Below are 14030 nucleotides of genomic sequence, written 5' to 3' on the forward strand. Positions count from 1 at the left end.
ACTATGAAGATATTAATTATTGGAAGTGGCGGACGAGAATTTGCCATTGGGTACAATTTATTAAAGAATGATAAAAACAGAGAGCTTTATTTTGCCCCGGGGAACGGGGGAACAAATGAGCTTGGCAAAAATATCAACATAGGTGCTGAAGATGTTGATTCTCTTTTAAATTTTGCGTTGGAAGAAAAGATTGACTATACGGTAGTAGGACCGGAGGCTGCACTTTGTGCAGGTATAGCGGATAAATTTGAAGAAAAGGGTCTTAAGATTTTTGGACCGCGTCTTGAAGGAGCGTTATTCGAAAAGAGTAAAGCTTATACAAAAAAATTTTTAAATAAGCATAATATAAAGAGTGCAAAGTATTTAGAAAGTGATAATTTTGAAGAGGCATTTGAATTTGCAACTAAGCTTATTGAGAAAAATGGCAAGGCTGTATTAAAAGCTGATGGACTTGCAGCCGGAAAAGGCGTTTTAATAGCGGAAGATTTGGAAAAAGCTGAAGATTTTTTAAAGAACGTACTTCAAAAAGGTATTTTTGGAGAAAAAAGAGTAGTAGTAGAAGAATTTTTAGATGGATTTGAAATGTCATTAATTTGCTTATGTGATTCTGAAACTATTATTCCATTACCTACATCAAGAGATCACAAGAAAATCGGAAGCGGAGAAGTAGGATTAAATACGGGCGGTATGGGGACATATGCACCTAACCTTGAGGCGGAAAGTTTTTTTGAAAGAATAGACGAAGAAATTTTAAAACCTGTTTTAGAGGGATTGAAAAAAGAAAAGATTGACTATAGAGGTGTTTTGTTTATAGGACTTATGATAAGCGACTCTGATATAAATGTATTGGAGTTTAATTGCAGATTTGGAGATCCTGAAACTCAAGTTATATTGGAACTTATTGAAAATGATTTGCTGGAGCTTTTAATAAAAACATCAGAAAGAAAGTTGAATGAATTAGAGTTGAAGGTAAATAACAAAAAAGCATTATGCCTTGTAATTTCTGCAGGCGGATATCCTACAGAGTATGAAAAGGGAAATGAAATAGTATTTGACGATGAAATAGAGTGTAAGGTATATCATGCAGGGACTAAATTTGATACTTCATTAAAAACAAACGGAGGAAGAGTTCTAAATTTAATATACAGCGGAGAAAACTTTGATGATGTTATAAAAAAAGTATATCAGGATGCAGCTAAGGTTCATTTTAAAGATATGTATTATAGAACTGATATAGGTCCGAGAGTAAAGAGAGTTTATGTTACTAAAAAATCAGAATTTGATTATGAATCAAAGGAGCTTAAACAAGAAATTAAAAACTCTTTGGGCATAGAACTTAACGGATTAAAAGTTTACAGAAGATATGATATTGAAATAAGTGATGCAGAACTTGAAAAAATCTTATATACAATATTATCTGAAAGACCGGTTGACGAAATTTATTTTGGAGAAGATGCTCTTAAACTTCAATCCACGATGAAAAGTGCAATAGCAGTTTCATATTTGCCGGGACAATTTGACCAAAGAGAACAAGGACTTTTGGATACAATAGCACTTGTGAACGATGAGAAGGTATCTGCAAGTTCAACAACAGTTTATTCAATAGACGGAGCTGATGAAGATGAACTTTTAAGAATTGAAAAATTTCTTGTAAATCCTGTTGATTCACATAGAGTAGGACTGCTTGGAATTCCTACAACACTTTCAAATAATGCACAAAAAAATAAAATAAACAGAGTTTATGATGGATTTATAAACTTGGACGAAGATGGATTGCTAAAATTTTTAAAAGAAAAATCACTTGCTATGAGTATTGAAGATTTAATATGTGTAAGAGAATACTTTAAATCTGAAAACAGAGATCCGAATGAAACGGAAATAGCAATAATAGACACATATTGGTCAGATCATTGCAGACACACTACTTTCAATACGGAATTAAAAATAAAATTTGATGAAAAGACGGAACTTGACAGGGCAATAAAATCAAGTTTTGATGAATATTTAAAGCTTAGAGAAGAACTTAAAATAAAAAAACCGATAAGCCTTATGAGCTTTGGAACAATTCTTGCAAAATATCTTAGAGCCAACGGAGAACTTGAAGATTTGGAAGTAAGCTCTGAAATTAATGCTTGCTCTGTAAAAATAAAGGTTAGAATTGACGTTGACGGCAAAGAAGAACTTAGAGATTATCTTTTGATGTTTAAAAATGAGACACATAATCACCCTACAGAAATTGAACCTCTCGGCGGAGCAAGTACATGTCTTGGCGGAGCAATAAGAGACCCGTTAAGTGGTAGGGCATTTGTATATCAGGCTATGAGAATTACAGGCAGTGCAAATCCGATGCAAAGCATAGAAAAAACTCTTGAAGGCAAATTACCTCAAAAGAAAATCACAACACAAGCGGCACTTGGGTATTCATCTTATGGAAATCAAATAGGACTTGCAACAGGATTTGTAGATGAAGTTTACCACGAAGGATATGTAGCAAAGAGAATGGAAACAGGAGCGGTTATAGCGGCAGCACCTCTCGAAAATGTAACTCGTATGGAACCGAAAGCAGGGGATTTAGTATTATTAATAGGCGGAAGAACAGGACGTGACGGAATAGGCGGAGCAACAGGTTCATCAAAGACTCATAAGACTACATCAATTCTTACGGAATCTGCACAAGTTCAAAAAGGAAATGCCCCTGAAGAGAGAAAGATTCAAAGGTTATTCAGAAGAAGTGAAGTAGCAAAACTTATAAAGAAATGTAATGATTTCGGTGCAGGAGGAGTTAGTGTCGCAGTTGGGGAACTGTCTGATGGAGTAGATATATATCTTGACAGAGTTCCTTTAAAATATGAGGGACTTAGTCCGAGGGAGATAGCTATATCAGAATCTCAGGAGAGAATGGCACTTGTCATAGATAAGAATGATTTAGATGAGTTTAAAAAATATACAGATGAAGAAAATCTTGAACTTACAGTTGTAGCGGAAGTAACAGACAAAAATAGAATGACAATGTATTATGAAGACGAAGTAATTTGTGATATGAGTTATGATTTTATAAATACTGCAGGAGCGGACAGAACTCAAAATGTTGAAGTGGTAAGTGAAGATGTTCCGAGTATTCTTGTGAATGAAGATAAAGACCCTGAAAATCTTTCGAAGTATCTTGCAGATTTAAATACAACATCAAAGAGAAATTTGATTGAAATTTTTGATGGAAGTATTGGAAGAAACACCGTTTTATATCCTCTCGGAGGAAAGGGTAAAGTAACTCCTATACAGTCCATGGTGGCAAAAATTCCTTCATTTGATGGAGATGTAAAAACAGTTTCATTGATGAGTTATGGATTTAACCCGTATATATCTGAAAGTTCACAATACATTGGAGGATATTACAGTGTAATTGAATCAATAGCAAAGCTTGTTGCAACAGGTGCATCAACGAAAAATATCAGATTGTCATTCCAAGAATATTATGAAAAATTAAAAGATGAAAAATCATGGTCAAAGCCACTTAAATCATTGCTTGGAGCACTTGAAGCATCTAAATTTTTCAAGGCACCTCCAATAGGAGGAAAAGATTCAATGAGCGGTACTTTTGAGAATATAAGTGTACCTCCTACTTTGATATCATTTGCAGTAACTACTGAAAATATTGAAAACATAATATCTCCGGATTTCAAGGCAAAGGGGAAAATAGGTCTTATAAAGGCAAAATACAATTCAGTAGGACTTGTTGATCTTGAAGATTTAAAATTAAAGTTTGAAAAAATCTATACAGATATAAAAGATAAAAATATAATTTCAGCAGTGGCAGTTACAGGCAAGGGAACACTTCCTCAGATATATGAATCTGCTGTGTTAAATACAGGATTTGATGTTAAACTTGATGATTTATACAGTCCTCTATATGGAAGTTTTATAGTTGAATATTTAGAAGATAGAGATTTTATAGAACCGATTGGTAAATTTAGCGACGAAGTAATAGTAAACGGAATAAAATTGTCAGGTGATAAGCTTGAAAAAGCATATCTTCATACATTAGATTCAGTGTTTAAACCAAAAGAACAAATAAAATTTGCAGGATTGGAAAATAGCAGAATTGAAAATAGAAGAACAAAATCATTAAAACCGGTGGAAAAACCTCTTGTAGTAATTCCGGCATTTCCGGGAACAAATTGTGAATGGGATACGGCAAAGGCATTTGAAAATGAAGGTGCGGAAGTAAAAATATCAGTATTTAAAAATCAAAGCAATAATGATATAAAAGCTTCAATAGAAGAATTAGCTTCATTAATTAGAAAAGCTCAAATTTTTGCAATACCCGGCGGATTTTCTCTCGGAGATGAACCTGACGGATCAGGTAAATTTATTGCAAATGTACTTCGTGCACCGAAGATTAAAGATGCAATAGAATATATGCTTGATAAAAATGACGGTTTAATAATAGGAATATGTAATGGATTTCAAGCTCTTATAAAAACGGGACTGCTTCCAAATGGAAATATATGCGAAGTGAAGGAAGACGATCCTACTTTGACATTTAATACATGTAGAAGACATATAGCATCATTTGTAGATACAAAAATTCTTACCGTAAATTCACCATGGCTTACAGAACTTGAACTTAATAAAACATATACAATGCCTGTTTCTCATGGAGAGGGTAGATTTGTAATAAATGATATAAGACTTAAAGAGCTTTTAAATAATGAACAGATTGTAGGTGCTTATGAAGTATCTCCAAATGGTTCAGACTATAATATTGAAGCTATAATATCAAAAGATGGAAAAATACTTGGAAAGATGGGACACTCTGAAAGAATAGCAGATGGTCTATATAAAAATATGTATAATCTTGAAATACAAAATATATTTAGAGCAGGAGTAAAATACTTCAAGGAGGAAAAATGAATAGAGATATCTATCAAAACCCATTAAATACAAGATACTCAAGTTATGAAATGAGTCATATATTTTCTGAAGAAAACAAATTTAAAACATTCAGAAGGCTTTGGGTTGAACTTGCAAAAGCGGAAGCGGAACTTGGATTAAACATAACATTAGAGCAAATAAGAGAGCTTGAAGAGAATATAGATAATATTGATTTTGAACTTGCTGAAAAATATGAACGTGAACTTCGTCATGATGTAATGGCGCATGTAAAGACATATGGGGAGGCTGCCAAGAGTGCAGCTCCCATAATTCACCTTGGAGCTACAAGTTGTTATGTGACAGATAATACAGATATAATACTAATGAGTAATGCAATGGAACTTGTAGAAAAAAAGCTTGCGGCTTTAATAGAAAATCTATGTAAATTTGCACTTAAATACAAAAATTTACCAACACTCGGCTATACGCATTATCAAGCTGCACAGCTTGTTACTGTTGGCAAAAGAGCGAGTCTTTGGATACAGGATTTTTTGATGGATTTAGAAGAAATTAGATATAGACGTAAAAATTTAAAACTCAGAGGTGCAAAAGGGACTACAGGAACTCAAGCATCATATTTAAAATTATTTGACGGTGATCATGAAAAAGTCAAAGAGCTTGATAGAAAAATAGTGTCAGCACTTGGTTTTAAGTCATCACTTGCAGTAACAGGACAGACATATACAAGAAAAATTGATTATCATGTACTTCAAGTACTTTCATCAATTGCACAATCTGCACATAAGATGACAAATGATATAAGACTCTTACAAAACAGAAAAGAAATTGAAGAACCATTTGAAAAGAGTCAAGTGGGCTCATCTGCAATGGCATATAAAAGAAATCCTATGAGGTGTGAAAGAATATCATCATTGTCAAAATATGTAATTTCAATAGCACAAAATCCGGCTATGGTAGAGGCAACACAATGGCTTGAAAGAACACTTGATGATTCTGCAAATAAAAGATTGAGTATTCCTGAAGGATTTCTTGCGATAGATGCTATACTTGAAATTGCAATCAATGTGACAGACGGACTTGTTGTATATGAGAATGTTATAAAGACTCATGTTGAAGAAGAACTTCCATTTATGGCGACAGAAAATATTTTGATGGAGGCGGTAAAGCTTGGTGGAGATAGACAAAAGCTTCATGAAAAAATAAGACAATATTCTATGCAAGCGGCAAGAGAAGTAAAAGAGCATGGAAGGAAAAATAATCTTTTAGAACTTTTATCGGATGACGAAGATTTTAAAATGACAAGAGAAGATATTAATGAGATTTTAAATTCTAAGAATTTTATAGGTAGAAGTGCAGAGCAGGTAGAAGAATTTATAAGGGAAGAAGTAAAGCCTTTAATACAAGAGTACAATACTGAGTATACAGTTGAACTTAAGGTTTAATTTAGGAGAATATTAAAATTTTATATTGGCATAAATTGAATATATTTCAATATTGTTACAAAAACTTGATTTTCTGTAACACAATCTTAAAAATCATTAGACAAATTTGTTGGTATAATGGTATTAGTCAAAGTATATTAACTATAAAAAAGGTGAAGGCTAAATGAAAAGGGGTAGGAAAATACTGTTATTACTTACTCTTCTCTTAGTTTTAAGTTCTTCAAATGTTTATGCTAAAAAATATCAAGATACAAGGGGACATTGGGCAGAAAAGTATATTGATAGTATGAGTGATGCAGGTTTTATTGTAGGATATGAATCTGATATGTTTAAACCGGATAATTATATTTCAAGAGTTGAATTTTATGCAGTTGTAAATTCTATGGCAAACTTGGAAAAAACTTATGCTGTTACTTTTTCTGATGTTACAACTTCCGATTGGTATTATAAGGAAGTTGCAAAGGCAATTAAGGCGGGATATTTAATTCCTACAACAGGAAAGTTAAATCCTGACAGACCGATTACAAGACAAGAAGTAATGGGAATACTTGGCTATATGTACAAGCTTAAGCCTGATGTTTCAGCTACAACTAAATTTAAAGATGCACAGGCATTTTCTGCTGAGAATAGAGGATATGCAGGGGTTCTTATTGGTGTAGGAGTAGTTGATGGAGGCCCGGATCTTCTTTTGAGACCTAACGCCGGTATTTCAAGAGGAGAAATTTGTAAAATACTCGATATGTTAATGGATGAATATGGACTTCCTGACAAGAGAGTAGTGGTTGACAGTAAAATCAAGTTCGGAGATCGTAATCTCTACAATTAAGAAGGAGTGCTATCTGTAATTGATAGGCTCTTTTTTAATTTATGTTTAATGTAGAATTTTTTCTGTGATATAATAACAGTGGAGGTTTATTATGTTTAAGAAATATATAAAGATTATACTTTTAATAATAGTATTTGTGCTTTTAGTATTTTTATTCTTAACAAAATCGAGTTTGTTCAGCAATAAAGATATTGTTTTCGACAGATCTGTAAATGTTACAGATTCGGCATCTGATTTTCATATAAGCACTAACGGGCTTATGATATTTGACGGAAAGACAATGTATATTTGTGATAAAAATGCAAATTTAATAAAGAGTGTAAGCTCAAAGAATAGAGAATTAAAAGTTTTTTTTGCTAATAATTATGGATTTTTATATGATGAAGATGTCAAAAAACTCTATGAATACAATGAAACAGGTGAACTTGTAAATACATTAAAGCTTGATGAGTATTTATATAATATAAGTTATAAAAATAAAAATATAATTTTACATTTTAAAGGAGATAATCAAGAGAGCTTAAAAATTTTAAAAAGTGATGGGAAATTATATGACTTGTATTCTACATCCAATTATATTTTAGCATATGATGTTTATGGTTCCGGAGCTTATTATGCAATAGCAGAATTTAAAATAGAGGCAACAGGGCATCAAAATATAGTTACTATTGTAAAAAACGGAAATAAAAAAGTTAACAGCTACTCTTCTGAAATAACTCTTTTCTTAAGTCAAAGCAAAAATAGAACTGTTATGGTAACCGATAAAAAGATGTATATATTTTTAAAAGATAATAAGCAATCTATTGAAATACCGAATATAAGTGATATTTTAATTGCAGATAGAAACATATATTTGCTACATTCAAATATAATTTCAAAGTACAATTTAAATCTTAAAGAAAAATCTAAAACTATTTTAGCGGCGAACGTAGATAGATTAGAAAAAGTTTCCAATTCAATTTACGCATATGGAGATAGTGATATAGGTGGAGACCTGGGTAAAGCTGGACAATTTTATAAAAGGCTTGGAACTTCGGTAGATAAAATTGAAATATCCGGGATAAAAATAGGAACAATGAAAGATGGAAAGATAAGTTTATATAAAGTAATTAACAGCAGAAATTTTAATAAAAATGATGCAGAGGCAGGAATTTGATATGGAAAAATTTGAGAATGTGATGAAATATTTAAAAGCTGAAAATGGAAATTTAAATTTTTTTGGAAAGATTTTTGAAATATGTATAATTTTTCTGGTAGCATATTTATTTTCATTGTTCATATCTTTTATAATTAAAAAAAATTTACATTCACAAAGTATTAAGAAACATAATTCATATATGAGAATTGTAACAATTACTAATCTCTTTATAAAGATGACAAAAATTATAATATATTTTTTAGCTGTAATGTTGACGATTGAAGTTTTGGGGTTTAATTCGACATCATTATTTGCAACTTTGGGAGTAGGTTCAATTGCAATTTCATTTGGGGCACAAAATCTCGTTAAAGATGTAATAAATGGAGTATTTATCATAGCTGAAAATCAATATAGTGTAGGAGATTTAGTTGAGATTTCAAATTATCAAGGATATATAGAAGATATTGGGATAAGATGTACAAAACTTCGTGATTTTGCCGGTGAACTTCATATAATTCCAAATGGAAAAATCGGTATAGTAACTAATAAACAAAGAGGAGATATGAGAGCAAAAATAGTATTTCCTGTTTCCATAAAAGAAGAACCTAAAAATATAATAGAACTTATAAGAGAAAATATAGGATATTTAAAAGATGATGACAGAATTTTAAAAGGACCTGACGTTTGGGGAGTTACAAATAATACGGATAGAGGATATGAAATAACAGTTGCAGTTTATGCAAAACCCGGAGAACAATTTAAAGTGGAATATGAAATAAGACAAAAAGTGGTGGAAGCATTTATTAAAAATAAAGTTGAGCTTCCAATCGTAAAAGCGGAGGTAAATCAATGTTAGTATATGAAGTTGGAGATGTCGTAACACTGAAAAAAGGGCATCCCTGCGGAGAAAATAAATGGGAGATACTAAGAACCGGTGTAGACATTAAGCTTAAATGTCTTGGCTGTGACAGACAGATTTGGATAAGTAGAATTGATTTTGAAAAGAGAATTAGGAAAATAAAAGAAGGAGAAAAGTTCATAAGCATAATTCATCATAAGAAAGATGATGAAGAAACCAAATAAAAGATGCGGTAATTTTTTGTACCGACCCCAAAAAGTTAGACCAAAAAAAATCTAACGATTGGAGGTCGGTATTTTTATGTCAAAATATTCTTATATACAGGGATGCCGAAGGCAACATTTGTGTATTGCAAAAGAAATTTAATAGAAAAATCCGGGTGGGAATTAGAAGAAAAGATTATTAAAATTCGTAATAATCATAAGTATTATAGATACCGTCAAATGTTTGATTAATTATACAATCATCTTTTTGTTTACAAATATTAAGAAATTTTTAAAAAGATTAAGAAATCAAGATTTTGTTATGAAGTATGATATAATGTTATACGAAGAGGTTTAATATGAAAAAAATATATTTATTAATTTTAATTTTGATTTTAATTTCGTTTGAGGTAAGTGCAAAAGAAATAGATGTGAATTTGGAGTATCAGCTTGTAAAAATAAATGATACTGTAAAAAATATACCTGCATATAAAGTAGAAGGATATAGCTACTATAGGATTAGAGATATAGCATCAGCATTAAATAAAACAAATAAGAGATTTGATGTGAGCTATGATGTTCAAAAAAATAAAATTGATTTAATTCGTGGAAGGGAATATCAGGAAAATTTACTTTTGATATACTCTAAAGTTGAAAAGACGAATCTAATTACAACAAAGCTTTATATTGATGGAAGACCGATAATTTTCAGTTCAATAAATATTAATGGATATAATTATTTTAGAATTAGAGATTTGGCATCTGTATTAGATTTTAATGTTGAATATGATAATATAAAAAAAATGATAGTTATAAATACTGCGACCGGATATAAATCTTTGGGTAATGATTATTTAAAAGCACCACAGTATACTGATTTAAAAACTGATAAAGAATTCTACTCATCTATTTCAAAAAGTTATGCTGACTTATATGAAGTTCAAAAAAGTGTGATGGAAGATTTGAAATTTAACGGAACTAATTATTCAAAATTAGTTTCTTTAAAAAACTCTCTCTTTTCATTTGAAAATTATTATAACAGTATATTAGATTCAAGTTATTTAAAAGGTAATGAGAAGATTAAAAGAATGTATGAGGAATTTTTAGATAGTTTTAAATTGCAAAATAGAGATTACTATTTATTAGTTACTTCTATTGAAAGTACAGACAAGAATTCTGAATTGGATAGTATAAAGATATATGAAAACAGTTTTAATAAAGTAAAAGAAAATTTTGTAAAGCTTACAAATGAGTTATCACAAAAATAAATAAAAGGTAGAAATAAACTTAGCAGTTATTTCTACCTTTTTAATTTTCTTTTAAAATTGTCGATTGCCATACTACAAACTGAATAGCTATAAAGAAAATTATTGCGACTAAGGTTAAGAATATTTATTTTAATATATATTTTAGTCAACAATTGTTATATAATAATATTGACTATGTATGTATGCTGAATGGCAGGAAAATTATTAAGGAGGAAAAAGATGAAAGATAATAAAAAAACTATTACAAAAAAGCTTTTAGCTTTTACATTAGCATTTATTTTACTTATGACATCGTTGCCGTTAAATGTTTTTGCTGAAATGGAAAATGAGTCAAATAGTAATTTCATCGAAGAAAATGCAGGAGAAGTAAAAAATCCTGTAGGTATAGGAAAAAACTCTAAAGAAGAAAATTTTGAAGAGATTGAAGCTACTGATTTAGATGTGGATTCAATTAAAGGCGAAAAAGCTAAGGAAAGCCCATATCAAGCGGCTAAAAATCCGGACAACTTAGTTGGGAATGAAATTCCGGATGGAACAATTAACTATGGACCATTTGAAGAAACTAAAATATTTAAAGTTTCAGGTAATATGATTAGAAATGCCGGAAATAGAGAATCATCAGCGCCTCAATGGGTTCAAAATTTAATTAATCCCGGCGGAACACTTGATCCTGATTTAGTAAATGAGGGTTCTGTAAAGGCATATAAGCCGGTTGTGGAAGAAGACCCAAATATAGCTAACAAGTGGACAGTAAAGATGCTTGTAGCGGCAAGGGATTCTGTTAAAACCTCTAAGATTGTACTGGTCATAGATACATCAGGCAGTATGAATGACTTTGGGCGTATGAAGGGTGCAAAAAACGCCGCTAATGCCTTTGTTGACAATGTGCTGGACGGATCACCAAATACACAAATAGGTATTGTGCGTTTTGCCTCAAATGTTAGCATTGTATCAGATTTTACAAGCAATAAAGCCAAATTGCATAGTGCGATTAATGCTTTATCAGCTACAGGTGGAACCTTTACTCAAGCTGGAGTAAAGCAAGCCAGAACAATGCTTGCCGGATCCGGTGCAGATAAGAAATATATGGTCGTGCTTTCAGATGGTGTGCCGACATTCAATTACAAAATATCTCATCCAAATAATTATTTGATTGATGGAGGACCGGGAAGTCATACCCATGAGAAACAAACAGGTAAGCAGTTGCCGGAAAATGAATTTTTATACAACGAGTCAGCTACCGGATCAGGCAACAGCATGTGGAAACAATATGAAAGAGTGAAGATTGGTGGAGGAATATTCCCAACCTACGAATATCATTATTACAACAGCGGAAACTGCGCCATTGCCGAGTCTGGCTTTGCAAAAGCCGCCAATATGCGTGTATTTACAGTTGGATTACAAACAGATGCAACGGGAAGCGGGGTTCTTCGTGATATTGCATCTGCTCCCGGAGATTTTACAGAGGTAACAGATGTAAGCCAACTAACTCCTGTATTTGAACAAATAGCAGCACAAATACTAAAAACTGTAAATCAAGCAACAGTAAATGTTAACTTTAATACAGGATTCCAGTTGCCGGATGATTTTGATCCCACAACAGCAGGGCATTCACCCGGCTCAGAAATTACAGTAGTTGACGGAAAGCCGAAATGGACAATGGCAACAGTAGCCACAGTATTTGATGAAAATGATCCGTCATTAAAGTATGAGTATATAACATATACCGTGACAATAAATGATGCTATTTTGAAAAATAACAGTCCTGAAAATGGAATTAATCCGTTAGGTCAAATCTCTATGACCTATACAGACCAGAATGGGAATCCACAAACAACAGATTTTCCTGAAACTCAAGTAACACCTAAATTGTTTGTATTGAATAAGGTTGTTACAAACAATGCAGGCGGAGCGGCAGTGGATTCAGATAAGCGTGAATTCCAATTCAAGGTGGAAAAAGTCGTTGGAAGTGGATATACTTACCACGAAACTATCGGTCTAAGACCCGGCGAACAAAAAATCATTCACAATCCTGATAAAAATGCAGATTATCGTGTATATGAACTTAGTACTGCAAAGGTATATGATGAAAATAATGAAAATCCATTAAATTTTAATGTTACGACCTATTATAATAAATTTGAGGTAACGGCAAATGGTGATTTACCAACGACAACCGGTGATGCACCGGCAGGCGACGGTATAGGTAAATCTATTACGGGTTCAATACCCGGTGGAACAGCAGGGAAAAGACTGAACGTTACCTTTAAAAATTGGGAAGAAGAAGAGGCCAGAGCTAAGATCAGTATCCATAAGATTGTAGAGCAATCTAGGGGAATAAGCAGACAAACTCCTCCAACCTTTACAATTAATTTGAAGAGGAAAGCAGGAGTAGTTCCGGGAATGGAAAATGAACATAACTGGGATCAAACGGTAGGAATGAATCAAACAGTAACAATTCCTCACATGATGAGATTTACAACCTATATAGTGACAGAAAAAGATTTAGCAAGTATATTACCATATGCTCCGAAATTAGGGGAACAAGGCAAAGAAGTGGAAATAACCCTATATAAAGTAACTGCAGGAGGAGCATTAGGACAGGTTATTGACTTTACTAATGTCTACAATTCGAGTGCGACAGTAAATGTAACAGCTACTAAAACTTGGGAAAATGGACCAGAAGCAGATCATACCGCACCGGTATTTGAATTATATGCAGATGGAAATAAGGTTGAAGGTGTAACTCCGACAATTGCACCATCAAGCGGTACAGCAACCAGCTTTACCTATACTTGGACTGTACAGGCTATTAACGCAACTACACATTTGCCAATAGAATATACAGTAAAGGAAGCCGGCGTAGGTGCGGATAACAAGATAACAGTAAATAATCATATCTATACAGTAAGTCAGCATGGCAATGAAATTACCAACACTTATGAAATACCTAATAATGGTACATTTACAGCCACAAAAGTATGGTCAGGAGATGAAAAAGTAACAAGATCAACTATGAATTTTGAGTTGTGGCGAAGAATTGGAAATGCAGCAGGTGAACAGGTACCGGGAGCAGAAGTTAAAGAAATAAACGGAAGCACAACAACTGCAACTTGGGCAGGCTTAGAAACTACAACTGCAACAGGTGATGAGTATATATTCTATGTAAAAGAAAGCTTTAAGAATCCGGGAGATGTCAACAACGACAATTGGATATTGGGTGAATTTAATACTCAAAATAACAGTATTACCAACACCGTTAAGAGTGGCGAAAATGAATTGGGTAAACTGACAGTAGCTAAGAAACTGTTAGAAACAGGAAACGGAGTAAGAGGCTTAAGAGGAACTCCAATTAAGTTCAGCTTCAAGGTGACAGGTCCTGCGAACTATGAAGAAACCTT

At 32.5% G+C, this 14030-nt stretch carries 8 protein-coding genes; all 8 read left to right on the forward strand.

Going from position 1 to position 14030, the window contains the following annotated elements; all coding sequences use genetic code 11:
• The first annotated feature begins 3 nt into the window (after positions 1-3).
• The gene (locus tag M915_RS07220; RefSeq protein WP_036730647.1) at positions 4-4911 is read left to right on the forward strand and encodes a phosphoribosylformylglycinamidine synthase; all 4908 of its coding nucleotides are present in this window, start codon (positions 4-6) and stop codon (positions 4909-4911) included.
• Positions 4908-6335 carry an adenylosuccinate lyase gene (purB, locus tag M915_RS07225; RefSeq protein WP_036730650.1) on the forward strand — a complete coding sequence of 476 codons (1428 nt, stop codon included), beginning with the start codon at positions 4908-4910 and terminating at the stop codon, positions 6333-6335. The genes M915_RS07220 and purB overlap by 4 nt, the downstream gene beginning before the upstream one ends.
• A 163-nt stretch (positions 6336-6498) precedes the next feature.
• Entirely contained in the window at positions 6499-7161 is a 663-nt protein-coding gene (locus M915_RS07230; RefSeq protein WP_036730653.1) for an S-layer homology domain-containing protein, read from the forward strand.
• A 91-nt stretch (positions 7162-7252) separates the two neighbouring features.
• Complete coding sequence (locus tag M915_RS07235; protein WP_051259817.1) at positions 7253-8317, forward strand: hypothetical protein; 1065 nt, start codon at positions 7253-7255, stop codon at positions 8315-8317.
• A 1-nt stretch (position 8318) separates the two neighbouring features.
• Positions 8319-9155: a mechanosensitive ion channel family protein gene (locus M915_RS07240; RefSeq protein ID WP_036730655.1), complete on the forward strand. Its 837-nt coding sequence runs from the start codon at positions 8319-8321 to the stop codon at positions 9153-9155.
• Positions 9149-9382: a DUF951 domain-containing protein gene (locus M915_RS07245; protein ID WP_036730660.1), complete on the forward strand. Its 234-nt coding sequence runs from the start codon at positions 9149-9151 to the stop codon at positions 9380-9382. The genes M915_RS07240 and M915_RS07245 overlap by 7 nt, the downstream gene beginning before the upstream one ends.
• Positions 9383-9720: 338 nt before the next feature.
• The gene (locus M915_RS07250) at positions 9721-10629 is read left to right on the forward strand and encodes a hypothetical protein (protein WP_009221795.1); all 909 of its coding nucleotides are present in this window, start codon (positions 9721-9723) and stop codon (positions 10627-10629) included.
• A 219-nt stretch (positions 10630-10848) separates the two neighbouring features.
• The coding region (locus tag M915_RS07255; RefSeq protein WP_036730662.1) for a VWA domain-containing protein at positions 10849-14030 on the forward strand (3182 nt) is incomplete at its 3' end.

The organism is Peptoniphilus mikwangii, from assembly GCF_000468535.1.
Taxonomy (GTDB): domain Bacteria; phylum Bacillota; class Clostridia; order Tissierellales; family Peptoniphilaceae; genus Anaerosphaera; species Anaerosphaera mikwangii.